The sequence below is a fragment of the Pseudomonas sp. DC1.2 genome (assembly GCF_034351645.1).
Classification (GTDB): Bacteria; Pseudomonadota; Gammaproteobacteria; order Pseudomonadales; family Pseudomonadaceae; genus Aquipseudomonas.
Genome location: NZ_CP133782.1, coordinates 5,750,473 through 5,776,116, shown reverse-complemented (window position 1 = coordinate 5,776,116; position 25,644 = coordinate 5,750,473). Strand labels below are relative to the sequence as shown.

At 58.4% G+C, this 25,644-nt stretch carries 23 protein-coding genes; 14 read left to right on the top strand and 9 right to left on the bottom strand.

Going from position 1 to position 25,644, the window contains the following annotated elements; genetic code table 11:
* Positions 1-134: 134 nt before the first annotated feature.
* Complete coding sequence (gene katE, locus RHM68_RS26270; RefSeq protein WP_322219880.1) at positions 135-2,273, top strand: catalase HPII; 2,139 nt, start codon at positions 135-137, stop codon at positions 2,271-2,273.
* Between the two features lie 111 nt (positions 2,274-2,384).
* On the opposite strand, the gene RHM68_RS26265 is transcribed toward katE, so the two are convergent.
* From RHM68_RS26265 to zur, 4 genes are read right to left on the bottom strand one after another with little or no spacing between them, the layout of a single operon-like run.
* Positions 2,385-3,098 (bottom strand): PA5502 family lipoprotein, encoded by a 714-nt coding sequence (locus RHM68_RS26265; RefSeq protein WP_322219879.1) that lies wholly within the window; start codon positions 3,096-3,098, stop codon positions 2,385-2,387.
* Positions 3,099-3,135: 37 nt separating this feature from the next.
* Positions 3,136-3,924, bottom strand: coding sequence for a zinc ABC transporter permease subunit ZnuB (gene znuB, locus RHM68_RS26260; RefSeq protein WP_322219878.1), 789 nt, complete (start codon positions 3,922-3,924; stop codon positions 3,136-3,138).
* Positions 3,917-4,702 carry a zinc ABC transporter ATP-binding protein ZnuC gene (znuC, locus tag RHM68_RS26255; RefSeq protein WP_322219877.1) on the bottom strand — a complete coding sequence of 262 codons (786 nt, stop codon included), beginning with the start codon at positions 4,700-4,702 and terminating at the stop codon, positions 3,917-3,919. Before znuC ends, znuB begins: the two co-directional genes overlap by 8 nt.
* A complete protein-coding gene (gene zur, locus RHM68_RS26250) occupies positions 4,702-5,184 on the bottom strand; it encodes a zinc uptake transcriptional repressor Zur (protein ID WP_322219876.1) in 483 nt (160 codons plus the stop codon). Before zur ends, znuC begins: the two co-directional genes overlap by 1 nt.
* Before the next feature lie 66 nt (positions 5,185-5,250).
* Here zur and RHM68_RS26245 point away from each other — a divergent pair, with 66 nt between their 5' ends.
* Positions 5,251-6,171, top strand: a complete 921-nt coding sequence (locus RHM68_RS26245) for a zinc ABC transporter substrate-binding protein (protein WP_322219875.1) — start codon at positions 5,251-5,253, stop codon at positions 6,169-6,171.
* Between the two features lie 90 nt (positions 6,172-6,261).
* Here RHM68_RS26245 and RHM68_RS26240 read toward each other — a convergent pair whose 3' ends face one another.
* The gene (locus tag RHM68_RS26240) at positions 6,262-7,212 is read right to left on the bottom strand and encodes a homoserine kinase (RefSeq protein WP_322219874.1); all 951 of its coding nucleotides are present in this window, start codon (positions 7,210-7,212) and stop codon (positions 6,262-6,264) included.
* A gap of 59 nt (positions 7,213-7,271) precedes the next feature.
* Entirely contained in the window at positions 7,272-7,562 is a 291-nt protein-coding gene (locus RHM68_RS26235) for a DUF2782 domain-containing protein (protein ID WP_322219873.1), read from the bottom strand.
* Positions 7,563-7,636: 74 nt separating this feature from the next.
* Between RHM68_RS26235 and polA the strand changes: the two genes are divergently transcribed.
* Positions 7,637-10,408, top strand: coding sequence for a DNA polymerase I (gene polA, locus RHM68_RS26230; RefSeq protein WP_322219872.1), 2,772 nt, complete (start codon positions 7,637-7,639; stop codon positions 10,406-10,408).
* A gap of 299 nt (positions 10,409-10,707) precedes the next feature.
* Here polA and yihA read toward each other — a convergent pair whose 3' ends face one another.
* A complete protein-coding gene (yihA, locus tag RHM68_RS26225; RefSeq protein WP_322219871.1) occupies positions 10,708-11,349 on the bottom strand; it encodes a ribosome biogenesis GTP-binding protein YihA/YsxC in 642 nt (213 codons plus the stop codon).
* Between the two features lie 191 nt (positions 11,350-11,540).
* On the opposite strand from yihA, the gene RHM68_RS26220 reads away from it, so the two are divergent.
* From RHM68_RS26220 to RHM68_RS26190, 7 genes are all read left to right on the top strand, one after another.
* Positions 11,541-11,831 carry a c-type cytochrome gene (locus RHM68_RS26220; protein WP_322219870.1) on the top strand — a complete coding sequence of 97 codons (291 nt, stop codon included), beginning with the start codon at positions 11,541-11,543 and terminating at the stop codon, positions 11,829-11,831.
* A 46-nt stretch (positions 11,832-11,877) separates the two neighbouring features.
* Complete coding sequence (locus tag RHM68_RS26215) at positions 11,878-12,483, top strand: c-type cytochrome (protein ID WP_322219869.1); 606 nt, start codon at positions 11,878-11,880, stop codon at positions 12,481-12,483.
* A gap of 189 nt (positions 12,484-12,672) precedes the next feature.
* A complete protein-coding gene (locus RHM68_RS26210) occupies positions 12,673-13,314 on the top strand; it encodes a thiol:disulfide interchange protein DsbA/DsbL (protein ID WP_322219868.1) in 642 nt (213 codons plus the stop codon).
* Between the two features lie 13 nt (positions 13,315-13,327).
* Positions 13,328-14,206 (top strand): endonuclease/exonuclease/phosphatase family protein, encoded by an 879-nt coding sequence (locus RHM68_RS26205; protein WP_322219867.1) that lies wholly within the window; start codon positions 13,328-13,330, stop codon positions 14,204-14,206.
* Positions 14,203-16,338: a diguanylate cyclase gene (locus RHM68_RS26200; RefSeq protein WP_322219866.1), complete on the top strand. Its 2,136-nt coding sequence runs from the start codon at positions 14,203-14,205 to the stop codon at positions 16,336-16,338. The genes RHM68_RS26205 and RHM68_RS26200 overlap by 4 nt, the downstream gene beginning before the upstream one ends.
* A gap of 102 nt (positions 16,339-16,440) precedes the next feature.
* On the top strand, positions 16,441-17,220 hold the full coding sequence (locus RHM68_RS26195) for an N-acetylmuramoyl-L-alanine amidase (RefSeq protein WP_322219865.1): 780 nt from the start codon (positions 16,441-16,443) through the stop codon (positions 17,218-17,220).
* A gap of 76 nt (positions 17,221-17,296) precedes the next feature.
* A complete protein-coding gene (locus RHM68_RS26190; RefSeq protein WP_322219864.1) occupies positions 17,297-18,910 on the top strand; it encodes an EAL domain-containing protein in 1,614 nt (537 codons plus the stop codon).
* 4 nt (positions 18,911-18,914) lie between these two features.
* On the opposite strand, the gene RHM68_RS26185 is transcribed toward RHM68_RS26190, so the two are convergent.
* Both RHM68_RS26185 and algB read right to left on the bottom strand, forming a co-directional pair.
* The gene (locus RHM68_RS26185) at positions 18,915-20,705 is read right to left on the bottom strand and encodes a KinB sensor domain-containing domain (RefSeq protein WP_322219863.1); all 1,791 of its coding nucleotides are present in this window, start codon (positions 20,703-20,705) and stop codon (positions 18,915-18,917) included.
* A gap of 10 nt (positions 20,706-20,715) precedes the next feature.
* A complete protein-coding gene (algB, locus tag RHM68_RS26180) occupies positions 20,716-22,062 on the bottom strand; it encodes a sigma-54-dependent response regulator transcription factor AlgB (protein WP_322219862.1) in 1,347 nt (448 codons plus the stop codon).
* 442 nt (positions 22,063-22,504) lie between these two features.
* Here algB and RHM68_RS26175 point away from each other — a divergent pair, with 442 nt between their 5' ends.
* From RHM68_RS26175 to gltP, 4 genes are all read left to right on the top strand, one after another.
* A complete protein-coding gene (locus tag RHM68_RS26175) occupies positions 22,505-22,792 on the top strand; it encodes a hypothetical protein (protein WP_322219861.1) in 288 nt (95 codons plus the stop codon).
* 82 nt (positions 22,793-22,874) lie between these two features.
* On the top strand, positions 22,875-23,039 hold the full coding sequence (locus RHM68_RS26170; protein WP_003177151.1) for a DUF1328 domain-containing protein: 165 nt from the start codon (positions 22,875-22,877) through the stop codon (positions 23,037-23,039).
* 2 nt (positions 23,040-23,041) lie between these two features.
* A complete protein-coding gene (locus RHM68_RS26165) occupies positions 23,042-23,506 on the top strand; it encodes an inhibitor of vertebrate lysozyme family protein (protein ID WP_322219860.1) in 465 nt (154 codons plus the stop codon).
* A gap of 698 nt (positions 23,507-24,204) precedes the next feature.
* Entirely contained in the window at positions 24,205-25,536 is a 1,332-nt protein-coding gene (gltP, locus tag RHM68_RS26160) for a glutamate/aspartate:proton symporter GltP (protein WP_322219859.1), read from the top strand.
* The last annotated feature ends 108 nt before the right edge of the window (positions 25,537-25,644 follow it).

Genomic DNA, 25,644 nt, shown 5'->3' with positions numbered 1-25,644 from the left:
GTCAGAAAAAAGGAACGGCTGAAAACCTCATCAGTCACTCATTAGGCAACTCGAAAACGCCCCCGGTGCCGTGCCTGGGGAATTGCTCAAGAGTCCTGGCTACGGCGGGAATCGCAACGAGGAGTTTACGACTGATGAGTACCAAGAAGCCTGCCACCCCAAAAAGCGCTCTGGCTGGAACAGACACCCTGGACCGCAGCAACACCAACGCCAAGCTTGAAAGCCTGGAACAGTTCCGCTCCGACGCCACTGAACAGGCCCTGCGCACTAACCAGGGCGTGAAGGTCTCGGACAACCAGAACACCTTGAAAGCCGGTGCCCGCGGGCCATCGTTGCTAGAAGACTTCATCATGCGTGAAAAAATCACGCACTTTGACCACGAGCGTATTCCGGAGCGCATCGTCCATGCGCGCGGCACTGGCGCCCATGGCTACTTTCAGACGTATGAAAATCACTCGGCACTGAGCAAAGCTGGATTCCTACAGGATCCGGGGAAAAAGACTCCGGTCTTCACCCGTTTTTCTACCGTGCAGGGCCCACGCGGGTCCGGCGATACCGTGCGCGATGTACGCGGTTTCGCCGTGAAGTTCTTTACCGACGAAGGCAACTTCGACCTGGTGGGCAACAACATGCCGGTGTTTTTCATTCAGGACGCGATCAAGTTTCCGGACTTTGTACACGCGGTGAAACCCGAGCCGCATAACGAAATACCTACCGGCGGCTCGGCCCACGATACCTTCTGGGACTTCGTTTCCCTGGTGCCGGAGTCCGCGCACATGGTGATCTGGACCATGTCTGACCGGGCAATCCCGAAAAGTCTGCGCAGCATGCAAGGCTTCGGTATTCACACCTTCCGCTTGATCAATGCCGAGGGCACATCGCGCTTCGTCAAATTTCACTGGCGTCCCACCGCCGGCACCTGCTCGCTGGTGTGGGATGAAGCGCAAAAACTCGCGGGCAAAGACACCGACTTCCACCGTCGTGACCTCTGGGAATCGATCGAGATGGGCGACTACCCGGAGTGGGAACTGGGCGTACAAATCATCGAAGAGAAAGACGAGCACACCTTCGACTTCGACATCCTCGACCCGACCAAACTGATCCCGGAAGAGGTCGTACCCATTACACCGCTGGGCAAAATGGTGCTCAACCGCAACCCGGATAACTTCTTCGCCGAAACCGAGCAAGTTGCCTTTTGCCCAGGGCATATCGTGCCGGGCATCGACTTCTCCAATGATCCGTTGCTGCAAGGCCGCCTATTTTCCTACACCGATACGCAGATCAGCCGACTAGGTGGTCCGAACTTTCACGAGATTCCGATCAACCGCACGCTAACGCCGATGCACAACGGTCAGCGTGATGCCCTGCACCGGACCACTATCGATAAGGGGCGCGCGTCCTACGAGCCCAACTCGATTGATGGTGGCTGGCCGAAAGAAACCCCGCCTGCGGTACGTGACGGCGGCTTCGAGAGTTACCCGGAACGCATCGATGCCAACAAGATCCGTCAGCGCAGTGAGTCATTCAGCGACCACTTCTCCCAGGCGCGGTTGTTCTTCCACAGCATGAGCAAGCACGAGCAGGAACACATCATCTCGGCGTACAGCTTTGAGTTAGGCAAGGTTGAGCGCGAGTTCATCCGCGCGCGGCAGGTGAATGAGATTCTGGCCAACATCGATCTGGAATTGGCCCGGCGTGTCGCTGACAATTTAGGGTTGCCAGCGCCCAAAGCCGCCACCATTGAGGTGCGTAAAACCTCACTGGATCGCTCGCCGGCACTGAGTCAGGCCAACCTCCTCCCCGGCAATATCAAAACTCGGAAAGTGGCGATTCTGGCGGCCAACGGTGTTGACGGTGCAGCGATTGAAGCATTGAAGAAAGCGCTGGCAGCGCAAGGCGCTCACGCCAAACTTCTCGGTCCTACGTCAGCCCCCGTGAAAACCGCCGACGGTCATTCGCTGGCGGTGGATGCCTCGATGGAAGGCTTGCCTTCCGTGGCGTTCGACGCCGTATTCGTTCCCGGCGGCGCAGCGTCGATCAAGGCGTTGAGCGGTGATGGCGTGGCGTTGCACTACCTGCTTGAAGCGTACAAGCACTTGAAGGCCATCGCCTTGCACGGCGAGGCCAAGCAGTTGCTGGAGGTCTTGAAGCTGGACGCGGACGCAGGGCTGATCGTTGGGACGGACGCCAAACTGTTCAAAGCGTTCTTTGCAGCGATTGAACAGCATCGAGTGTGGGACAGGGAGCCTAAGGCCAAGGCGATTCCGGCTTAAAGCTCTTTAACTGACGACAAGTGCGTTCTTTAGCAGGCTCGCTCCTGGCATGTTTGGGGCTGACCACCGATGTGTGCTCAGCCTTTCATCCAATGTAGGAGCGCGCTGCTTTTAGGGCTTACGCGGACTCAGCACCACCTGCGCGGGAACGTTGCGCAGGATCTGCTTCTCAAGCTTCAAGTCGAAATCCGAATCGAGCTTTTTCACCCGCTTGGTCAGCAGCGTCGCCAACCACGGGTAATCCTGCGTGCGCGGCGCCTGAATGCTGACGTCGCATTGGTAATTCACCACATCGGCGGCGATCGCATCCAGTTGACGCCGTAGTTGCCCCATATCGCTGAGGTTCAAGGCAACAGTGGTGCTTTCAGCCGTTGGGTCGATGACTTTTGCCGCGGGTTTGGCTTCGGCCGCCATGAGCGCCGCTTCGGCACGATCCAGCTCAGCCTTGCGCGCATTGACGATAGCGTTGTTGACGCCGCCCGTCAGCGCCGGGGCCTTGGGCATCAATACCCGCGCGCGGCTCAGTGCGGTGGCGGCGGCATTCACGTCACCTTTTTGCAGCACGATTTGACTGCGTTGCAGATAGGCTTCGGCCAATTGCCGCTGGTATTGGACCAGCGACGGATCATTGGGCGATTCGGCCTGCAAGGCCGCCAATTGATCTTCGGCGGTGGCCAGCTCGCTGCTGGCAAGGTTCTGCTCCAACTGCGCGATGGCAGCAGCCCGCACGTCAGGGGCTTCGGGAGCCGGCGGCGTACTTTGGCAAGCACCTAGCAGCAGGGAAAATGCGACAAGGAGCAGATAACGGGAGGCGAACAACTTCATTCCTGCGACTCTCTATTTGCGCAAAAAACGAGCAAGTCTACACCCCTCGACGAGGCAGGACAAAACTCAGCAGAAACAGCGCGGCGGCCGTGACCACAATCGACGGGCCCGCCGGGGTGTCTTTGAACCATGACAGCGCCAAACCGCCACACACCGCGAGCATGCCCAGCAGGCTCGCGCCCAACGCCATCTGTTCCGGCGAGCGGGCGTGACGTTGTGCCGCAGCAGCAGGGATGATCAGCAATGAAGTAATCAGCAACACGCCGACGATTTTCATCGCCACCGCAATCACCACCGCGATCAACAGCATCAGGGTCAGACGCAGCGCGGCGACCGGCAAACCTTCTACGGTGGCCAGCTCTTCATGCACAGTGATCGCCAGCAGTGGCCGCCACAACGCTACCAGCAATGCCAGCACCGCCGCACTACCGCCGAGGATCCAGGCCAGGTCGGTAGGGCTGATCGCCAGCAAGTCGCCAAAGAGATAGGCCATCAGGTCGATTCGCACTTCATGCATGAAGCTTAGTACCACCAGCCCGAGAGAGAGCGTGCTCGGTGCGAGAATTCCCAAAAGCGTGTCAGACGCCAGCGGTTGGCGCTGTTGCAAGGTCACCAACAACACCGCCAACAACAGGCAGCCGACGGTAACGGCAACCGTTGGGCTGACATCCAGCAGAAAGCCCAAGGCAACACCCAGCAACGCCGCGTGGGACAGGGTATCGCCAAAGTAGGCCATGCGCCGCCAGACCACGAATGACCCCAAAGGACCCGCGACCAGCGCCAATGCAAGACCTGCAAGCAGGGCGTAGAGCAGAAAATCAGCCATGCTTGCAGCTATCTCCATGAACGTGGGGTTGGGCCGTCGAGGCCGTGCTTACCACGGCGCCATGCAGGTCGTGGGCGTGGTCGTGATGGTGGTGATAAATCGCCAGGCTTTGTGCGTTCTTTCCGAACAGTTCGACGAAAGCTGGATCGTTGCTGACCTGCTCTGGATGTCCCGAGCAGCAAACGTGACGATTGAGGCAAACCACCTGGTCGGTGGTGCTCATCACCAGGTGCAAATCGTGGGACACCATCAACACGCCGCAACCATGACGGTCCCGCAGGCGCGTGATCAGGCTATAAAGCTCGGCCTGACCGGCCACATCAACGCCTTGCACAGGCTCGTCGAGCACCAATAATTCAGGCTCGCGCAACAGCGCCCGAGCCAGCAGTACCCGCTGCATTTCGCCGCCAGAAACGCTTTGCACCGGGCTGTCGATCACGTGTTCGGCACCGACTTCCCTGAGTGCTGCCAACGCTCGCACGCGGTCTACACCCGGCACCAGCCGCAAAAAACGCAGCACCGACAGCGGCAATGTCGGGTCGACATGAAGCTTTTGCGGCATATAACCCACGCGCAGCTTGGGCTTGCGCCAGACACTGCCACTGTCCGGCTTCAACAGGCCAAGCACGGCGCGCACCAAGGTCGTCTTGCCGGCGCCGTTGGGGCCAATCAGGGTCACGATCTGCCCTGGCTCGACGCTCAGCGCGATGTTATCCAGCACGGCTTGCCCGGCGAACGTGACAGTCACCTGCTCCAGACGGATCAGCGCGTTGCTCATCAAGCCCCCTGGCAACCCGAGCAGAGCCCGACCACTTCAACAGTTTGGGCTTCGACGACAAATCCAACATCCTTGGCGCTGAAGATGATCGCGTCACTGATGGCTTTCTGTTCGAGTTCGATGGCGGCGTTGCACTGGCGGCAGATCAGGAACTGGCCTTGGTGGGCGTGTTCCGGATGATTGCAACCAACGAACGCATTCAAGGAAGAGATGCGGTGTACAAAGCCGTTTTCCAGCAGAAAATCCAGCGCACGGTAAACCGTCGGTGGTGCCGCGCGGCGGCCATCCTGCTCGCTGAGCACCGCCAGAATGTCGTAGGCACCCAGCGGCTTGTGACTCTGCCAGACCAGTTCCAGCACCCGTCGGCGCAAGGCAGTCAGGCGCAGCCCCTGACGTGCGCACAAAGCATCGGCCTCAGACAAGGCGCTGTGGACGCAATGAGAGTGGTCGTGGGGACGGCTGGCAATCGGTGTTTTAGGCATGAGCGGCGACGCGTGTTGTGAGAGACGTTATTATGTTACCCGTTCTCGCCTCTTCGAGTGGTCATCGTGTCCCGACTTTTTTCTATCTTTGTTGCATTTGTCGCAAGTTTCCTGATGATTGGCGCCGCGCAGGCGGAGGTCAAAGTGCTAACCAGCATCAAGCCGCTGCAACTGATCGCCGCCGCGGTACAGGATGGCATCGCAATTCCGGAAGTTCTGCTGCCTCCCGGCGCCTCGCCTCATAACTATGCGCTGCGCCCTTCCGACGTGCGGAAGGTGCAATCGGTAGAACTCTTTTACTGGATCGGCCCCGACATGGAAGGATTCCTGCCACGCGTGCTGAAAGGTCGTACCTTGCCAACCGTAGCCGTGCAGGATTTGCCTGACCTGAAGCTGCGCCATTTCGCACAAGACAGCCAGTCGCATGCTGAAGAGGCCGACGAGCATGATCATGATCACCGTCCTGGCACCCTGGACGCACATTTGTGGTTGTCGTCGATCAACGCTCGGGTAATTGCCACGAAGATGGCTGCCGACCTTAGTGCAGTAGATCCCGCCAACGCCACGCGTTATCAGAGCAACCTTAAGGCTTTCGATGAGCGTCTGGACGCGTTGGATCTGCGTCTGAAGGCCCGTCTGGCAGGCGTCGCAGACAAACCTTACTTCGTGTTTCATGAAGCCTTCGACTACTTCGAAGACGCGTATGGCCTCAAGCATACCGGCGTGTTCAGTGTTGCCGCCGAAGTCCAGCCGGGCGCACAGCACGTCGCCGCGATGCGCACGCGCTTGCAGGACGTGGGCAAGACCTGCGTGTTCAGCGAACCACCCTTGCGCCCACGCCTGGCAGAAACGCTGGTCGCTGGCCTGCCGGTGAAACTGGCGGAGCTGGATGCCCTGGGCGGGTACACGCCGGCGACTGCTCGGGGCTATGAGCAGGTGCTGGAAAAGTTAGGAAATGATTTGGCCGGGTGTCTGGAGTCGTTGTAACCCAGACATTTGGGGCGCCCCATTCGCGAGCAGGCTCGCTCCCCACCGACCGCACGAGTCCGGTGGTGAGCGAGTCTGCTCGCGACGCTTTTAGAGCGCGAACGGCAACGGCGTGCTGACCTTCTGCCGTTGCACCAAACGCTGCTCAAACTCAATCGGATCGTGAATCAGCACGTCCTGTCCGGCGAAAGACTCGGCCGCGATCAACCGCGACAGCCAAAACCGTACACACGATACTCGCAAGAGGGTCGGCCAAAGCTGGGCCTCGGCAGCGGTGAACGGCCTTAGCGCCGCATAGGCGCCCAACAACGCTCGAGCCCGTGGCCCGTCGATTACTCCCGCGTCATCCGAGCACCAATCGTTCAGGGCGATGGCCACGTCGTAGAGCATCGGCCCGGAACACGCGTTGTAGAAGTCGATCAACCCGGTCAGGTGAGTGCCTTCGAACATCGCGTTGTCACGAAATAGATCAGCGTGGATATTGGCCCGCGGCAGGGCGAGGATTTTCGTCTTCTGCTCGCTGATCTCGTCCAATGCCCGTTGCAGCAGTTCGCGTTGCCCCGCATTCAGCTGCGAGATTAACCGCGCGCCCTCTTTCAGCATCCAGTCCAGACCACGATCGGTCTTGCGCTTGATCATCTTGGCCTGAGTCGCCAGATGTAAATGCCCTAGTAACTCGCCGACCTGCACGCAGTGCTGAGCATTGGCTTGCTTGATGTGCTTACCCGCCAGGCGCGGTTGCAACAGCGCCGGTTTACCGGCCAGCTCACGCAAAGCCACGCCGTCAGTTGTGCGCAAGGCATATGGGACAGGCAAATCAGCCTCGTGCAGCACGTCGAGCAGCTCGATGAAGAACGGCATTTCCTGCACCGGACCACGCTCGACCAAGGTCAGGACAAACTCGCCCTTCTCCAGGCTGATAAAAAAATTAGTGTTTTCGCTACCGGCGGCAATTCCCTGGAAATCAAGCAGGCGGCCGAGCCCGTATGGGGCAAGAAAGGTTTCCAGCTCGGGCCGAGCCAGCGGGGTGAATACAGACATGGTTAAAACTGCCAGTACGGGCGCCAACCCTTAAGCCGGCGCCGATTGAAATTAAGAAACTACTTCCACTCAAATATTTTCCACGACGGAATCAACATATCCGGCTGGTCCGAGCGGATGAAGTTTGCATCGGTGCCGTCCGCGCGCACCAGAAAATAAGGTACTCCGCCCTTGGGCGTGACTTTGATCGCGTACAGAAAACCGTTTTGACGGTATTCCTGAATGACTTTATCCCCTTCCGTGTGGATCGTGACTTGAGGCTCCGGCGTTGGCGCATCGTCCGCCGCCATGACGGCCAACGGAGTGAGTGCAAACAACCCAGCCAGCAACAGGCGATTTAGTGTGCGCATGATAACCTTGTCCCTTTGTCGTCAACGGTCCCGCTATTCTAGCGCCGGACCCGCCGAAAAGGTTGATCCTGCTCATGAGCCAAGCCCCCCTCGTCCTGGTGGACGGTTCTTCTTACCTGTACCGCGCCTTTCACGCACTACCACCGCTGACCACCTCAAAAGGCCTGCCGACCGGTGCGGTCAAAGGTGTGTTGAACATGCTCAAGAGTCTGCGCAAGCAGTACCCGGACAGCCCGTTCGCCGTCGTGTTCGACGCTAAGGGTGGGACCTTTCGCGATGACATGTACGCCGAATACAAGGCCAACCGTCCGAGCATGCCCGACGAGATGCGCGTTCAGATCGAGCCACTGCACCAAAGTGTCATGGCGCTGGGCTTCCCGCTGCTGTGCGTCGAAGGCGTTGAGGCCGATGACGTGATCGGCACGCTGGCGCGCAGCAGCGCGGCGGCCGACCGCCCGGTGATCATCTCTACCGGCGACAAGGACATGGCGCAACTGGTTGACGGGCACATTACCTTGGTCAACACCATGACCGGAAGCAGCATGGACGTGGAGGGCGTGAAGGAGAAATTCGGCGTCGCTCCCGAGCAGATCATCGATTACCTGGCGCTAATGGGCGACTCTTCCGACAACATTCCCGGCGTTCCGGGCATTGGACCAAAGACCGCTTCCGGCCTGCTGGTGGGCGTGAACGGCGGCCTGACCGAGCTGTATGCACAGCTCGATATCGTCCCGAGCCTGCCGATTCGCGGTGCCAAGACCCTGCCGGCCAAGCTCGAAGAGCACAAGGAGATGGCGTTTCTCTCCTACCAATTAGCGACCATCAAGATCGATGTGCCGCTGGACGTTGAGCTCGACGACCTGAAAATGGGCAAGCCGGACCACGACAAGCTCGCCGAGCTTTACACCCTGCTGGAATTCAAGAGCTGGTTCGACGACAACCAACGCGATGCCAAGCGTTCTGGCCAGGAAGTGGCCGCACCGGTGGCTGAAACGCCGACCGTCGACAACGAACTCAAGTACACCACTGTCCTCACTCAGGTGGATTTCGACCTTTGGCTGAAGAAGCTCAGCGATGCCAAGTTGTTTGCGTTCGACACCGAAACCACCGGCGTCGATGCGCAGCAGGCGCAACTGGTGGGCCTGTCGTTCGCGGTGCAAGCGAACGAAGCGGCCTACATCCCGTTGACCCATTCCTACATGGGCGTGCCTGATCAACTGGATCGCGACACCGTTCTGCGGGCCTTGAAGCCGATACTCGAAGACCCGAGCAAGCTCAAGATTGGCCAACACGCCAAGTTCGACATGAACATCCTGGCCAACTGCGCCATAGGAGGTGATCAGCGCTGCGGCATTACCGTACAAGGTATTGCCTTCGACACCATGCTCGAATCCTACGTGCTGGACTCCACCGCCACCCGCCACGACATGGACAGCCTGGCGCTCAAGTACTTGGGCCACACCACCACCAGCTTCCAGGACATTGCAGGCAAGGGTGCCAAGCAACTGACCTTTGATCAGATTTCCCTGGAACTGGCGGGGCCGTATGCCGCCGAGGACGCGGACGTGACCTTGCGTCTGCACCAAACCTTGCAAGAAAAACTCAACGCAATTCCGAGCCTGAGCAAGGTCCTGAGCGAAATCGAAATGCCACTGGTGCCGGTGCTGGCGCGAATCGAGCGTCAGGGCGCACTGGTCGACGCCAACCTGCTGGGCATTCAGAGCGTTGAGTTGGGCGAGAAAATGGTCGCCCTGGAGCGTGAGGCATTTGCCATTGCGGGTGAAGAATTCAACTTGGGCTCGCCCAAGCAACTGGGCGTAATCCTGTACGAAAAGCTCGGTCTGCCAATTATCAGCAAAACCGCCAAGGGCCAAGCATCGACGGCAGAAGCGGTGCTGGCGGAACTGGCAGAGCAGGATTACCCGCTGCCCAAAGTGCTGATGCAATACCGCTCGATGAGTAAGCTGAAAAGCACCTACACCGATCGCCTGCCGGAACAAATCAACCCGCGCACCGGGCGAATCCACACCTCTTATCACCAAGCGGTAGCGGCCACCGGGCGCTTGTCTTCCAGCGATCCGAACCTGCAAAACATCCCGATCCGTACCGCTGAAGGCCGACGGATTCGCCAGGCGTTCATTGCGCCAAAAGGCTACAAGTTGCTGGCGGCGGACTATTCACAAATCGAACTGCGGATCATGGCTCACCTGGCCAAGGACGAGGGCTTGCTGCACGCCTTCCGCAATGATCTGGACGTACACAGGGCCACGGCAGCCGAAGTTTTCGGGGTTGAACTGGCGGACGTCAGCACCGATCAGCGGCGCAGTGCCAAAGCGATCAACTTCGGCCTGATCTATGGCATGAGCGCATTTGGCCTGGCCAAGCAAATCGGCGTTGATCGCAAACAGTCCCAGGCTTACATCGACCGGTATTTCGCCCGCTACCCCGGCGTACTGGCGTACATGGAGCGCACCCGCGCCCAGGCCGCAGAGCAGGGCTTCGTCGAAACCATTTTCGGTCGCCGCCTATATCTGCCGGACATCAACGCCAAAAACCCAGCCTTGCGCAAAGGTGCCGAACGCACAGCGATCAACGCCCCTATGCAAGGCACCGCGGCAGATATCATCAAGAAAGCAATGGTTGCAGTGGACAACTGGCTGACATCGTCAGGCCTGGACGCCAAAGTCATCCTGCAGGTACACGATGAATTGGTGCTGGAAGTGCGTGAAGACCTCATCGATCAGGTGCGAGAGGAAATTCGCGTACACATGAGCAATGCCGCCAAGCTCGACGTGCCACTACTGGTAGAAGTTGGCGTAGGCAACAACTGGGATGAGGCTCACTGAGCCACTTGATCGAGGAATTTCTGCTGCGGCATAGTGCCGCGGCAGAAGGATGAAAGGCTTTTAGTTCGAAAAACGCGCCGGGTTATTTCCAAAAGGTTTGGAAAAAGTCTGAACTAAATCCGTGAACTGCCACTCAGAGTAACTGAATGGCTGGTGAAGCCTTTCGATGCTCCTATGTTGTGTTAAGTGTTGGCAGATACCCGGACCCCGCCCTAAAGGTCCGGAGCTTGAACCCCGGAACTTCTCCCCTCCCCATATGAAGTCCGGGGTTTTTTTTGTCTTTTTTTACCGGCAACGCCTTACTCGGCTAACTCAGCGCCCTTGTCCGCCAGTTGCATCCAGCCGGCTAGCACCGTGTAGGCATCTTCCAGACCCAAGCGCTTTGGCGCCGAGAACAGCTGGATCGTGATGGTATCGCCCCAACCTTTGCGAATATCAGCCTGAACTTTGAGCAGAACATTTTTCGCGGCACCGTAGGTCAGCTTGTCGGCCTTGGTCAGCAGAATGTGCATCGGCATGCCGCTGGCGACCGCCCAATCGAGCATCAACAGGTCGAAGTCGGTCATTGGATGACGAATATCCATCATCAAAATCAGACCTTTCAAACTCTCGCGACCGCCCAGATAGGCTTCCAGGTGACGCTGCCAGTGCAGCTTCAACGGAATCGGTACTTTCGCGTAACCATAGCCTGGCAGGTCGACCAGACGACGATCATCGTCTAGCTTGAAGAAGTTCAACAACTGCGTGCGACCCGGGGTTTTCGAGGTGCGCGCCAGGCTGGCATGAGTCAGGGTGTTCAACGCGCTGGATTTACCGGCGTTGGAACGCCCGGCGAAAGCCACTTCAAAGCCTTCGTCGTCCGGGCATTGGTCGACTTTGGCAGCGCTGAGCATGAAGGTGGACTGTTGGCACAGGCCGAGGATGGGGTTCTTGAGTTGCATGGGATTTCCGATGTGGGCGGCGCCGGGAATGGACGCGGCGAGCAGTGTCGTTTCCGTTTCAGTGACGCCAGTATATAATGCCGCAGATTTTGTGTGCGCTTTGTCCCAGCGTAGGATGAAGTTCACGAGAGCGATTAACCTTGATTGCGCACTAGAACGCAGCACGCTCTCAACCCTGACAAGGTCGTTTTATGACGAAATGGCTGCTGGCTGCCGGTTTCTTGATGCCGCTTTACAGCGCGCAGGCTACACAGGATCCGGAAGCTGTGTACAACCGTGTTTGTGGTGCCTGTCATTCCGGCCAACTACCTATGGCACCTCAAAAGGGCGATCAGGCAGCTTGGACGCCGAGGTTGGCGAAAGGTATGGAGACGCTGGTGCAACACGTGACCCAGGGTTTCAAGGCGATGCCGCCGCGTGGTTTGTGCATGGACTGCAGTGCCGAGGATTACCAAGCCATCATCCATTGGATGAGCGAGTAAACCCGGCCCATATCTCTTTAACCCTTAGCCGTAGTTGGATTAGCTGATGAACAAATTGATCGTGAGTCTGCTGTTGACCGTGGGGATCTCCGGTATTGCCCATGCTGCAGGTGATGCGACTGCTGGTCAGGCGAAAGCCGCAGTATGTGGCGCCTGTCATGGCCCGGATGGCAACAGCATGGTGCCAAACTTTCCGAAACTGGCAGGTCAGGGCGAGCGTTATCTGGACAAGCAGTTGCACGACATCAAGTCCGGCAAACGCCAGGTACTTGAAATGACCGGCCTGTTGACCAACCTGAGCGATCAGGACTTGGCTGATCTCGCGGCCTACTTTGCCAGCCAGAAAGGCAGCGTCGGCGCTGCAGACCCGAAAGTCGTGGCTCGCGGTGAAGAGTTGTTCCGTGGCGGCAAACTCGACCAGGGCATGCCTTCTTGTACCGGTTGCCACTCGCCCAACGGCGCCGGCAACGCAGCAGCAGGCTTCCCGCATCTGAGCGGCCAGCATGCTCAATATGTCGCCAAGCAGTTGACCGATTTCCGTGAAGGTAACCGTACCAACGACGGCGATACGAAAATCATGCAAAGCATTGCTGCAAAATTGAGCAATAAAGACATCGAAGCGGTATCCAGTTACGTTCAGGGGCTGCACTAGGGGCTCTGGTGCAAGGCACTCGCCTCGCGCCACGTTAACGCTCGATTAATCCGTCGATGCAAGCATAAAAAGGGTGGCCTTGGCCGCCCTTTTTTGTGGCTGCTGCCGTTACACTATCGAACTCATGCCCACCATGACCTGTCTGAAAACAAGTCACGCGAGGCGATCAAATTTGTCCAGGAGTAAAGCATGCGTAATCTGATCATCAGCGCCGCACTTGTCGCTGCCAGCCTGTTCGGCATGAACGTCCAGGCGGCAGAAGCCCCCGCCGCACCTTATGTCGAACTGAGTAACCCGGTTCCAGTCGCCGAGCCCGGAAAAATCGAAGTGGTGGAGCTGTTCTGGTACGGCTGCCCGCATTGTTACGCCTTTGAGCCGGTGATCAACCCTTGGGCTGCAAAACTGCCGTCAGACGTGAATTTCGTGCGTATACCTGCCATGTTCGGCGGCGCATGGGATATTCATGGCCAACTCTTCCTGACCCTCGAAGCCATGGGCGTCGAAAACAAGGTCCATTCGGCAGTGTTCGAGGCAATCCAGAAAGAACACAAGCGCTTGACCACGCCGGAAGAAATGGCTGAGTTCCTGGCCACTCAAGGGATCGACAAGGACAAATTCCTGGCGACCTACAATTCCTTCGCCATCAAGGGCAAGATCGTACAAGCGCGTGAGCTGGCCAAGAAGTATGAAATCTCCGGTGTTCCAACGCTGATCGTCAACGGCAAGTATCGCTTTGACATCGGCTCCGCCGGTGGCGCCGAGCAAGCGCTGCAACTGGCTGACAAACTGATCGCCAAAGAGCGAGCGGCAACCAAGGCCGCCGCCAACTAAGCGCGGGTCTGCCATGCGCCATTGGGGCACTGAACGCATCGTCGGTCTGCATCAACCGCAGATCAACGAGCACCACCTCGAATCAACGGGCCTGCCCGCAGACAGTCGTTTGCGCTTGCTCAGTTTCAATATCCAGGTAGGCATCAGTACCCAGCGCTACCGGCACTACCTGACCCGAGGCTGGCAGCACCTGCTGCCGCATACCGGGCGCGCCGATAATCTGCAAAAGATCGGTAACCTGCTGGGCGACTTCGATTTGGTCGCTTTGCAGGAAGCCGATGGCGGCAGCCTGCGATCTGGCTACATCAATCAGGTCGAACACCTGGCACAACTCGGGGCGTTCCCCTACTGGTATCAGCAACTCAATCGCAATCTAGGGCGACTCGGCCAGCACAGCAACGGTGTGCTCAGCCGTCTGCGCCCTTGGGCGATTGAGGATCATCCGCTGCCGGGACCAAAAGGTCGCGGGGCTATTCTGGTGCGCTTCGGCGAAGGTCCGGAGGCGCTGGTGGTGGTAATGATGCACCTGGCCCTCGGCGCCCGTGTGCGCAACCTGCAACTGGCCTACATCCGCGAGTTGATCGGCGGCTATAAACACCAGGTGCTGATGGGCGACATGAACACCCACGCCAGTGACCTGCTGCAAAACTCCGCGTTGCGCGACCTAGGCCTGTTGGCGCCGCAACTGGAAGCTACCTTTCCAAGCTGGCGCCCTCAGCGCTGCCTGGACCACATTCTGCTCAGCCCGACCCTGACCCTTGAAAAGGTCGAGGTGTTGGCACAACCGATTTCTGATCACCTGCCGGTCGCGGTAGAGATTCGTCTGCCGGGTTCGCTCACGGCTGATGCATTGCCCGCGCTGATTCCTGCCCCTTGCGGACCCCATGAATGAGCGACGAAGCACAGCGCTGGAAAGAGAAGTACCTTAAAAGCATCGAGCATCAGGAAAAGCTCGAGCGGCGCTGGGACGCTCGGCTCGATCTACTGCGTCGGGGCCTGGTGCGCAGCACTCTCGCGGCCGAGGGCACCGATCGCGCAGTTGACGAGTGCATGAAGGAAATGCGCGAAGTAGTGCGTACCGACGACATGGACGCCGGGCTCGCCGCCTTGCTGCCGCGCTTGGAAAAAGCCGTGCTTGAGTCTGAACAGCGCCGGGAAACCCGAGCCGATCAGGTCAGCGCTGCGCTGAATGCGTTGGTGGCGCAGCTCCAGGCGCTACCGTTACCCCGGGAAGTGAGCCGACCACTCAAGAGCTTTGCCAAGCAACTGGACGGGCGTGTCGGCCAGGCACGTGAGATTCCGTTGCTCCTCAGCGAGCTAAGTGGCCTGCAAGGCAAAGCCCTGAGTGAACTGGAACACCCGACCGAGCCTGGGCGTCCTGGCTTGCTGCAACGGTTGTTCGGTGGTCGGGAAACGGATGATTCAGCGCCACCGACCACCGCCACCGCTGCGCAAACACCCGTCCAGCGCCCCGATGAACCGGTTGCAGCACCGACGCCCACTGCAGCACCGGCAGCGCCTGAGGCTATACCCGCAGCCGACAAGCCTCCCGCGCAACCGTCATCCGAACACATAACCTCGTCCGGCGTTACTGCTGCCGTCGCCGCGGCTCCAGAGCCCTTGGCGCTCCCGACACCCGCTGCGCCGTTGCCGGTAGCGCAAGCTGTGACAGCGGTTCCGCCCCTTGTTGAGCCGCAGGCCACTGCAGCGCCTGCGCTCGAAAAAGCCGCAGAACCAGAAGTTATGACGCAGGCTGTCGCGCCCGTTGACGAGCCGAGCGCCCCGCCGGTAATGCAGACCTTGCACGGCCAACACGTCGCCGATACTCCATCACTTCCCCCTGAAGCGAGCCTGCAAGCACCCGTCTTCCTCGATAGCTTGCCCCTGCCGCCCGCGATGGCCATGGCGTTGGCCGTCATCGATCCGGAGCACCCGGAGCAAGATATTCTCTATGCGCTACCGGACTCACCGGAGCCGTCCTACAGCTCCGTGGCCAAACATATTGAGGACACGCTGCTGGGTCTACTTGACGACCTGACCTTGCCGGAACGTCATCATCCGCAAGCCGAGGCCATGCGAGATCGCCTGCGCAATGGCTTGAACTGGTACGAACTGTTGCCGATCCTCGATGATCTAGCGACCTTGATGCTGGCGATTACCGACAGCGGCCAGCACGAATTCGAAGCCTATCTACAGCAACTCAATGAACGCCTTGAGTCATTCCAGAGCAACCTGCAAGCCGCCAGCGCGGGCCACGCCGACAACCGTTCAGCGGCGCAAGCGCTGGATAACCAAATCCGCGAACAAGTTGACGGCCTGCAAACCAGCATGCATGACGCCGCCGATCTGGAGGACCTCAAGCAGGTACTGGAAAGCCATCTCGAAGGCCTGCTTGGCACAATGGATCAGCACCAGAAGCAACGCGACGAGCGAGAACAGGAAGTGGCCGCACGCCTGCAAAGCCTCGCCGAACGGGTGGCCAACATGGAGCAGGAAGCCCAGGGCTATCGCGAGCACCTTGAAGTACAGCGCCAGAAAGCCCTGATTGATCCGTTGACCGGGCTGCCCAACCGCGCAGCCTGGAGCGAACGACTGGATCACGAAATCGGCCAATGGCAAGAGCACGGCAACTCGCTGTTACTGGCCATGCTCGATCTCGATCATTTCAAGCGGATCAACGATAACTACGGCCACCTGGCCGGCGACAAAGTGCTGAAGATAATCGCCAACGTGCTGCGCAAACGCTTGCGCGGAACCGATTTCATTGCCCGGTTTGGTGGCGAGGAGTTCGTGCTGCTGATGCCTGCTACGGTGCCAGCAGTCGGGGCAAAGCTGCTGGAAACTTTGCGCGCTGCCATTGAGGCCTGCCCTTTTCACTTCAAGGGCGAGCGAGTGACCATCACTATTTCCATGGGGCTCACTGCCTTCAAACCCGGCGAACACAGCGATCTGGTGCTCAAAAGAGCAGACCAGGCGCTTTACCGGGCCAAAAATGCCGGGCGCAACCGAGTGGAGACGGGCTGAGAGCTAATTGTTGCATTTTGTTTAAAGCAAGCCTTTGGCAGTCTCCCAGTAAATCATTACGTTACACTGTTGCATTACTGTCCTAAGCGTATACCTTCCGCCATGAAAATTTTTGCCCTCGTTTCGTCCCTTCTGCTGCTGGCCGGTTGCGCTAGCGCGCCTCGTTACGACACCAGCCATCCTTCCGTCAATTACGACAGCCGCGCGCAGTTCGTGATCGTGCATTACACCTCCGCGTCCCTGGAACGCTCGCTGCAACTACTAACGCACGGCCAAGTTAGCAGCCACTACCTGGTCGGGGACGACAAGAACGCCACCGTCTACAAACTGGTGGATGAGAACCAACGCGCCTGGCACGCCGGGGAAAGCGAGTGGCAAGGTCGGACCTGGCTCAACTCCAGCTCCATCGGCATCGAAATCGTCAATCCGGGCTACCACGACACTCCCACCGGACGCCTCTGGTATCCGTACAGTGAAGCCCAGGTCCAGTCGCTGATCGTTCTGCTCAAGGACATCAGCAAACGCCACGGCATTACCCCAGAGCACATCATCGGCCATAGCGACATCGCTCCGCTGCGCAAACAAGATCCGGGGCCGCTGTTCCCTTGGAAGCGCTTGGCCGCTGAAGGCCTTGGTGTCTGGCCAGACGAGCAGGCTGTCGCGCGCCAAACCACCCTGTTCGAAACACAACTGCCGAGCATCAGCTGGTTCCAGCAAGAGTTGGCGCAGCTGGGCTACGCAATAGCGCAGACCGGCGAGCTGGACGTCACAACCCGCCACGTATTAGCGGCCTTCCAGATGCATTACCGCCCGTCTCGCTTCGATGGCACGCCGGATGCGCAAAGCGCAGCCATTCTTCAGGTGTTGAACAAGACAAAATAATGACGCCCGCCCGACGGTCCGGGCTATTTCCCAATCAGGAGCTATAACTCATTGGTAAATCTTCGGATCTTTGAATATGCCTGCTGCTCGAGAGACGCTGCATAGTTGGTTCTATCGCCCCTGGTTTTTGGCGATGCTGGCGGCCGTCCTGAGCGCAACCCTGTTGATGGCCGGAAGCCTGTTTGTCGCGATCCACCAAGTAGAGCAAAACGAAAGCCAGGAGATGAACGCTCAAGGTGCGCGCTTTCTGGCACGCCTTGAGCAACTGTTCGGACAGCTACGCGAGAGCCTTGACGACCTTGAGGCCCAGCCGCTGCGTAGCTGTGATGATGAAATGATCGCGACCTTGCAGCAGATCAGCTTCAGCTATCGCTTCGTGTATGAAGCCGCCTACAAGGATGGTTCACGCGTCTGCTCCAACCGCCCGCGCCAGGACGGATTGCCGGAAGTTCGAACGCCGGACTTCAAAGGCCCCACGTACAGCTACTGGCTGAACACCACCACCGAACCCGACGAAAACCGTGCCGCACTGATGCTGGGGCGCGGCAATTTTCGCGTCTCGACATCTCGCGGGCATTTGACCGATATGGTTGACCTGCCTCCCCAGAGCAGCCTGCTCGTCGTCCTTGACCACGGGGCCCGCGCCATCCCGGTACTGGGCGCCGCGCAAACCTGGCCGCCGACACAAAGCTGGCCGCCGAAAAGCCGCGATGCGTTGCTCGTCACCCCCAACCGCTTGATTTACCGCATGCCCACCGACAACCTCGAATATCAATGGGTACTGATCACCCCTCGCACCGGGATGCGCATACCCGCAGCGTGGTGGTGGTTGTTGCCGGCTAGCCTCGCGCTGGGCACTTGCGTGGGAATTCTGGTTTTTTTATTGGTACGCCAACGCCAATCCCTGGACGCCGAACTGCACGGTGCGATACGGCGCGGCGAGTTGCAGGTGTTGTACCAACCGATCTTCGACCTGGACAGCCGCCATTGCGTCGGCGCCGAGGCCCTGCTGCGCTGGCGACGACCGGACGGCACTCTGACCAGCCCTGACCTGTTTATACCCATGGCTGAGAACACTGGGCAGATCCGCCAAATGACCGACTTCGTCTTGCAGCGCCTGCTCGAACAGCTTGGGCAATTGCTGCGCGCCAATCCGCAGCTGTACATCTCAGTCAACCTGGCGGCTTGCGATGTGATGGTGCCGCGTATCGGCGAGGTGATGGCGCGCCTGCTGACCCTGCACCACGTCGCGGCCAAGCAAATCGCCTTTGAAGTGACGGAGCGCGGATTGATCGATGTGGTGGTCGCCAGGGAAAACCTGCAAGCGCTGCGCGATGTTGGCCATCAGGTGCTGATCGACGACTTCGGCACCGGCTATTGCAGCCTGGCGTACTTGCAGACGCTGCCCGTGGACTGCCTGAAAATCGACAAAGCTTTTATCGATGCACTGGGCCATGACGCGGCCAGCAGCGGCGTAGCACCACACATCATTCACATGGCCCAAGCCCTGCATCTCAAGGTCATCGCCGAAGGCATCGAACACGAAGCTCAGGCGACATTTTTAAGCAGTGAAGGGGTGAAGTTCGGTCAAGGCTGGCTGTTCGCCCATGCGCTGAGCGCGGTGCAGTTCATCGAACTGATCACCCGTGGTCACCGCCTGAGCGGCAGGCGCCTGGATGACGACACGTAAACAGTTAAACCGCCAGCGCCATGTAAAACTGAGTGCCCTGCCCCGGTCGTGAATAGACGCCCATTCGTCCGCCATGCAATTGCACGATCTCTTTGCACAGCGCCAAGCCCAGCCCCGCGCCACCCTTCTTGCGGCCGACCTGCACAAACGGCTCGAAAATGCGTCCCTGCTGGCCATAGGCAATGCCTTCGCCGTTATCTTCGACGCTGATAATCACACGCTCTCCGTGGCGCCGAGCCTGCAACCGAATCTGCCCGTCTCGGGCCGTGTGGCGAAGCGCATTGTCGATCAGGTTATCAAGCACTCGATCCAACTGCGCCTGATCCGCCTGCAATCGCGGTAACGGCCCCTGCACTTCCAGTAGCAGGTCGACCCCTTTCTCGGCAGCCGGACCAGCGAAACGGCTTTGGGCGTGCGTCAACAGGTCTTCGATGGAACACGGCGCCAGGACAAGTTTCTGCAAGCCATTTTGGTAGCGAGAGAAGTTCAGCAAGTCGTTGATCAGTTGCATCAACCGCTGCATCTCTTCATTGACCGTGTCCAGCAAATCGGCTTCGCGCGACTCTTCTGGAAAACTCGCCCGTTCGCGAAACAAGCCAAACGCCATGTGCATCCCCGTAACCGGCGTGCGCAACTCGTGGGAGGCACGCAACACAAACTCGCTGCGCACCCGCTCGAAGGCGCGCTGCTCCGTCACGTCGTGCAACACCATGACCGCGCCGACAATATGCCCCTGCGTATGGCTGACCGGCGTCAGGCTATAGGTCAGTAACCGGGACTCGCCATCGATCTCGATGCTCAAATCGTCCGGCGCGCGTTCCAACGTACCGCCACGTAGCACCAGTTGCAGTTGGTCATCCAGCTCTGGACGCTCAAGCGCTGTACCCAGCCCTACGCCACGCCGATCAGAGTCCCAACCCAATTGCCGCTGAGCGACAGGGTTGAGGTGTTCCAGATGACCTTCGCGGTCGATCATCAGCAAGCCATCGTCGATGCTGTCGAGCACCGCCTGCAAACGCTGCTGACCGGCCATAAGCTCGTCGACGTTGGTGGCCTGGTGCTCACGCAAGGCCTCGGCCATGATCCCGAAACGCCGGGTCAACTGATTCATTTCCGCCGCCGATGAAATCGGTAGGGTTACCTCGAAATTCCCCTGACCAATGTTGTCCGCCGCCTGGGCGAGCGCCTCGATCGGCGCGCCAAAACGACGCGCAATGGCATGGGCGGTGATAAAACCAATAATCAGCACTGCCAGCCCGACAAACCCCAACAGACCCGCTACCAGCAGCGCCCGGTCACGCGCCTTGCGCTGAGTCTCATTGATATCGTCCAGCGCTCGCTTGTGTTCGGCAATCAGGCCATTGCGCAGCGTATTGAATTTTTCCTTGAGGTCATCGTTGCCACTCAGCAGATGGTTCGGGCCACGTGACTGATCCAGAGCCTGAAGAAAGATTAGGTAGTCAGTCTTCGCCTGGCTGAACCCATACGTCGAGGCCTGCGTTGCGTGCTCATGGGCAATGCCCTCGTCAAGCACTTGCAAGTAGCGCTGTCGTGACGCGGCGAATGCGGAGGGATCGGGCTTATCGTTGAGCATGATGATCAACTGATCGCCCAAAGTCTGGCGCAGCTTGAGCCCCAGCTCGAGGGTGACGAAGTTACTGCGGATCAGCGTTTCCTGACTCCCGGCCATCTGCATCACACTGACCAGCCCGAGCAATAGCCCGAGCAGCGCTACAGTGATCAGTGCCGAAATGCTCAAGAACAGCCGGGTACGCAACTTCATCGCCAGTTTCATCGGATCCCGCTCACAAGTTGTACTGCTTGCGCTTGCGGTAAAGCGTGGAAGCATCGATACCCAAGGTCTTGGCCGCTTGGTCCAGGGTTCCGGCCGTCGCCAATACAGCACCGATATGAGCCTTTTCCAGCTCATCCAGGCTCAGTGCGGCGCCCACCCGCGGCGCGTTATTGACTGGTTGTTCAGCCATCCCCAAATGGATGATCTCGACCCGTTCCTGCGGACAGATAATGCTCGCCCGCTCCACCACGTTGCGCAGCTCGCGAATATTGCCCGGCCAGCGATAGCTGAGCAATGCTTCGCGGGCCTCATCGCTGAAACCCCGGGCCGGACGCGCATATTCCTTGACGAAGCGCGCCAGAAACCGGTCTGCCAGGTTCAAGATGTCTTCGCTGCGTTCGCGCAACGGTGGCAGGTGCAGGGTGATGACGTTCAGGCGATAAAGCAGGTCTTCACGGAAACGCCCGTCACGGACCATGTCTTCAAGGTTGAGGTTGGTGGCCGCAAGGATGCGCACGTCGGCACGCCGGGTGACCGGATCGCCCACGCGCTCATATTCTTTGTCCTGAATGAAACGCAGCAACTTTGGCTGCAATGTGAGGGGAAAATCGCCGATTTCATCGAGAAATAGCGTCCCGCCATCTGCTTGATTGACGCGCCCCAACGTGCTTTCGCTGGCACCGGTAAACGCCCCTCGGCTGTGGCCGAATAGCTCGCTCTCCATCAGTTCTGCGGTCAGTGACGGGCAATTGATGGTGACGCAGGATTTTTTCTCACGCTTGCTCCAACCATGGATAGCCCGGGCCAACTCGCCTTTACCCGTCCCGGACTCACCGAGAATCAGGATGTTGGCGTCGGTGCCCGCCACTTGGCGAGCCGTTTCGAGCACCACCTTCATGGCCGGGCTATGAGAGTCCAGGCCATCCTTGGTTTTACGCACTTCACCTTCCAGCGCCTCCAGCCGAGCGGAGAGCTGGCGCACCTCCAATTGCTTGGCGGTGGCGAGACGCAGTTGATCGGGGCTGCAAGGCTTGACCAGATAGTCAGCGGCGCCCGCCTGAATTGCATCGACCGCAGTGTCTACGGCCGAATGCGCGGTCACGATGACCACACGCATCCAGGGCGCTTGAATACGCATCTGCGCCAACACATCCAGGCCATTGTCCTCACCCAGGCGCAAATCGAGGAAGCACAGATCGAACACCTGGCGCTGCAATAAAGCATCAGCCTGTGCCGCGCTGTTGGCAGTGGCGACGGCGTAGCCTTCATCTTCCAGGCAATAGCGGAACGTTCGCAGGATGGCGGATTCGTCGTCCACCAGCAGAATGCGGCCTTGGTGCTCAGTGGCTGATTCCATTTTCCTACGCTCCTTAATCATTAATCTTCGTTAGTCCCGGAAAAATCGGGCAAGTTGCATGGTTGATTCTGATCCATTCCAACCATAGCAGGGTAGCTATGTGCTCGCACTCTAGCTAACAGCCTGATTTATTTGGTTTTTTACAAAAAATCCAGCCTGCAGGCGATTATCTGCACGAATGTCTGACATCTGCACCCTCCTCTCAATTCAAAAAAAATGAAAATTCCTACGCAACTATCGTGCATTACGCACGACGATCAGCGCGCCATCGTGCAGGATGCGTCTCAAGCATTTTCAATATTAATCACAACACACTGATTTAATTGAATATTTTCTTAAATAAAAACTGGCATGCAGGCTGCAATAGTCTGGTTATGTCAGGGCATTTAAGTAAATACGAAGGCCCTTAACCAGACACCACCAGTGTGGGAGGAGCTTCAGGATGAATCGTCAACGTGCCGCCCAATTGCGTATCTCGCCAATGCACATCCAGCAAGGCCTGTTTGCTGTACTCGCCCTCTTGATCACATTGATCGGCGGTCAGCAGTTCGCACGCTGGGAGCAGAGCCAGCAGACCGAAGCGCCGCGCCTGTCGATTCAGCACCCGAGCCAAACCCACTTCAGCGCCGTCAGCAGTAAACCGGCCGACAGCACACCGTTGCGAATGATGGACGTCGACCAGGCCCAGCCTGTGGAAGAGATGCCACGTCAGGAACGTTGGGTATTTTAAGCAAACGAACTTGGCGCGCTCAGTGCGCCGGGACAGGCACCACACGTCACCCCTCTAAAATAGAAGCGTAAGGAGAATCACCATGTTGAGTTGGGCAATTACATTCTTGATCATTGCCATCATCGCCGCCGTATTGGGCTTCGGTGGTATCGCGGGCACCGCTACCGGCATCGCCAAAATTCTGTTTGTGGTGTTTCTGGTGATGTTCATTGCTTCGTTCTTCTTCGGCCGTCGCGGTCGAGGCTGACCATGAACGTGAGGTTGAAGACACTGGCAGCCGCCCTGCTGTTGGGCGGTAGTGCCATGGCGATGGCGGCCAATGACGGGCAGGCCCGTGTCAGCGAATTGCTGAACTCGGATCCGCATTACCGTCAAACCTGGACAAACGTCGTCAAGAAGGAAGAGCGGCTGCCGGAGTGGGTAATGAACCTCTCCGGCGCCGCCGACCAGATGAATGCCGTGCAGGAAAACGGCGACAAATACCTGGTAGGACCTCTGTGCGAGACACAGCAGACCTGCCTGAACAAGCGCCTGATCGTGGCGTTCAGCTTCGACAAGAAGGATGCCTACGCCATGCTGGTCGAAGTACCCACGGGGCTACCGGCTGATAAGTCGCCCACGCGACATGCCACTTATCGCTTCCTCGGCAAACCCAACCAGGGTATGCAGGACTTGTTGATGGAACAGCTGAAAAAAGATCCAAACTGGTACTGAGTTCGTCACACGCAAGGGGCAGCATTGCTTCTTGCCATTGCGCCGCCTGAGGAAGGCAGGCGCATGACCAAGGGGCTGGGACGTTCTGACTGATTCAGGGTCGGAGTGACCTACGGGCACAGTGAGTGCCTGCGCAAGGGCCGGGGCAGGAAAAAGCTGCGACGCATGTTCGCCGACCCACTAGCGGCTCGGCGAACGTGCGAAGAGCTTCAACGTGCAAAACGTTGATCTAGAGCATCCAGCTCATCGCGCTATGCTGCATATTCCCCGCCCAACCTTTTAGCCCGTCTATGTGTGACCGTATATCGATAAAGCGCCTTCTTTAATTGAAAGACTTTTAGTCTTCAGACGTAGGCTTTTCCCTAAGTTTCGACTTCAATTCATCTGATCAGTAAACAAAAAATTCGCTCTCAAATGACCGGTTCACGGCACTTTTGCCTGCCGAAATGTCGTATTCGAACCGGCTGAGACACCCGTTTCATTTGAAAAGGCTCATGCCGATTCGGCATAGGGTAGGCGTTTACGGCATTAGACGTCAGTTGCTTGCGTCGGAATAGTTGCGCCTTTTTTCGCCTGCCGAAGAGCTGCAATTGCGCGCTTCGGGGCACCTTATACGGGGGCAGATGCACAAACTTTTCCGCCACTGAGCGTTCCAGTTCGCGCATGTGCCTGAGTCAAACGCAAGTAAGGGTAACGATATGAAGAAGGCAAAGCTTAGCCTCGCCTGGCAGATCCTGATCGGTCTGGTATTGGGGATAGCAATCGGTGCGCTGCTCAACCATTTCAGTGCCGAAAAAGCATGGTGGATCAGCAACGTCCTGCAACCAGCAGGCGATATCTTTATCCGTCTGATCAAGATGATTGTGATCCCGATCGTGATCTCCTCGCTGATCGTCGGCATCGCCGGCGTGGGTGACGCGAAAAAGCTCGGGCGCATCGGTCTGAAGACCATCGTCTACTTCGAAGTCGTCACCACCATCGCCATTTTGGTGGGTCTGGTGCTGGCCAACGTGTTCCATCCGGGCACCGGCATCGACCTGAGCACCTTGGGTACAGTGGATATTTCCAAGTACCAGGCCACCGCCGCCGAGGTTCAGCATGAACACGCGTTCGTCGAAACCATCCTCAACCTGATCCCGTCAAACATCTTCGCGGCCATGGCCCGCGGCGAGATGCTGCCGATCATCTTCTTCTCCGTATTGTTCGGTCTCGGTCTGTCGAGCCTGCAATCGGACCTGCGCGAACCGCTGGTGAAGATGTTCCAGGGCGTGTCCGAAAGCATGTTCAAAGTCACCCACATGATCATGAACTACGCCCCTATCGGCGTTTTCGCACTGATCGCGGTGACCGTGGCCAACTTCGGCTTCGCCTCTCTGCTGCCACTGGCCAAACTGGTGCTGCTGGTTTACTTCGCCATCGCCTTTTTCGCCTTCGTGGTGCTGGGCCTGATCGCTCGCCTGTTTGGCTTCTCGGTGATCAAGCTGATGCGCATCTTCAAGGATGAACTGGTGCTGGCCTACTCCACCGCCAGCTCTGAAACCGTGCTGCCGCGCGTAATTGAGAAGATGGAAGCCTACGGCGCGCCGAAAGCCATTTGCAGCTTCGTGGTGCCGACCGGTTACTCGTTCAACCTCGACGGTTCAACGCTGTACCAAAGCATCGCGGCGATTTTCATTGCTCAGCTCTACGGCATCGACCTGTCCATCAGCCAGCAGTTGCTGTTGGTACTGACCCTGATGGTCACCTCCAAAGGCATCGCCGGCGTACCGGGCGTGTCCTTCGTGGTCCTGCTGGCGACCTTGGGCAGCGTGGGCATTCCGCTGGAAGGCCTGGCGTTTATTGCCGGTGTCGACCGCATCATGGACATGGCCCGTACCGCACTCAACGTGATCGGCAACGCCTTGGCGGTGCTGGTCATCTCTCGCTGGGAAGGCATGTACGACGATGCCAAGGGCGAGCGCTACTGGAACTCGCTGCCGCACTGGCGCACCAAGACTAAGTTGCCGGCGGGTGAATCCTCCAGCAACTGATGCATGACCCTGCGCGACAGCGTTAGATGCATTGAGGCGAGCCCATAGCATTGGGTTCAACAAACCTGATGCAGCGCCAAAACAAACCCCGGAGAAATCCGGGGTTTG

What these genes read in the sequence shown, in the direction of transcription:
- algB (WP_322219862.1), bottom strand. Translation starts at nt 22,062, where the DNA reads ATGGAATCAGCCACTGAGCACCAAGGCCGCATTCTGCTGGTGGACGAC.
- RHM68_RS26175 (WP_322219861.1), top strand. Translation starts at nt 22,505, where the DNA reads ATGAATCGTCAACGTGCCGCCCAATTGCGTATCTCGCCAATGCACATC.
- RHM68_RS26210 (WP_322219868.1), top strand. Translation starts at nt 12,673, where the DNA reads ATGCGTAATCTGATCATCAGCGCCGCACTTGTCGCTGCCAGCCTGTTC.
- RHM68_RS26265 (WP_322219879.1), bottom strand. Translation starts at nt 3,098, where the DNA reads ATGAAGTTGTTCGCCTCCCGTTATCTGCTCCTTGTCGCATTTTCCCTG.
- polA (WP_322219872.1), top strand. Translation starts at nt 7,637, where the DNA reads ATGAGCCAAGCCCCCCTCGTCCTGGTGGACGGTTCTTCTTACCTGTAC.
- RHM68_RS26220 (WP_322219870.1), top strand. Translation starts at nt 11,541, where the DNA reads ATGACGAAATGGCTGCTGGCTGCCGGTTTCTTGATGCCGCTTTACAGC.
- RHM68_RS26235 (WP_322219873.1), bottom strand. Translation starts at nt 7,562, where the DNA reads ATGCGCACACTAAATCGCCTGTTGCTGGCTGGGTTGTTTGCACTCACT.
- znuC (WP_322219877.1), bottom strand. Translation starts at nt 4,702, where the DNA reads ATGAGCAACGCGCTGATCCGTCTGGAGCAGGTGACTGTCACGTTCGCC.
- RHM68_RS26240 (WP_322219874.1), bottom strand. Translation starts at nt 7,212, where the DNA reads ATGTCTGTATTCACCCCGCTGGCTCGGCCCGAGCTGGAAACCTTTCTT.
- zur (WP_322219876.1), bottom strand. Translation starts at nt 5,184, where the DNA reads ATGCCTAAAACACCGATTGCCAGCCGTCCCCACGACCACTCTCATTGC.
- RHM68_RS26170 (WP_003177151.1), top strand. Translation starts at nt 22,875, where the DNA reads ATGTTGAGTTGGGCAATTACATTCTTGATCATTGCCATCATCGCCGCC.
- yihA (WP_322219871.1), bottom strand. Translation starts at nt 11,349, where the DNA reads ATGCAACTCAAGAACCCCATCCTCGGCCTGTGCCAACAGTCCACCTTC.
- RHM68_RS26195 (WP_322219865.1), top strand. Translation starts at nt 16,441, where the DNA reads ATGAAAATTTTTGCCCTCGTTTCGTCCCTTCTGCTGCTGGCCGGTTGC.
- RHM68_RS26185 (WP_322219863.1), bottom strand. Translation starts at nt 20,705, where the DNA reads ATGAAACTGGCGATGAAGTTGCGTACCCGGCTGTTCTTGAGCATTTCG.
- RHM68_RS26215 (WP_322219869.1), top strand. Translation starts at nt 11,878, where the DNA reads ATGAACAAATTGATCGTGAGTCTGCTGTTGACCGTGGGGATCTCCGGT.
- gltP (WP_322219859.1), top strand. Translation starts at nt 24,205, where the DNA reads ATGAAGAAGGCAAAGCTTAGCCTCGCCTGGCAGATCCTGATCGGTCTG.
- RHM68_RS26190 (WP_322219864.1), top strand. Translation starts at nt 17,297, where the DNA reads ATGCCTGCTGCTCGAGAGACGCTGCATAGTTGGTTCTATCGCCCCTGG.
- RHM68_RS26200 (WP_322219866.1), top strand. Translation starts at nt 14,203, where the DNA reads ATGAGCGACGAAGCACAGCGCTGGAAAGAGAAGTACCTTAAAAGCATC.
- RHM68_RS26165 (WP_322219860.1), top strand. Translation starts at nt 23,042, where the DNA reads ATGAACGTGAGGTTGAAGACACTGGCAGCCGCCCTGCTGTTGGGCGGT.
- znuB (WP_322219878.1), bottom strand. Translation starts at nt 3,924, where the DNA reads ATGGCTGATTTTCTGCTCTACGCCCTGCTTGCAGGTCTTGCATTGGCG.
- RHM68_RS26205 (WP_322219867.1), top strand. Translation starts at nt 13,328, where the DNA reads ATGCGCCATTGGGGCACTGAACGCATCGTCGGTCTGCATCAACCGCAG.
- katE (WP_322219880.1), top strand. Translation starts at nt 135, where the DNA reads ATGAGTACCAAGAAGCCTGCCACCCCAAAAAGCGCTCTGGCTGGAACA.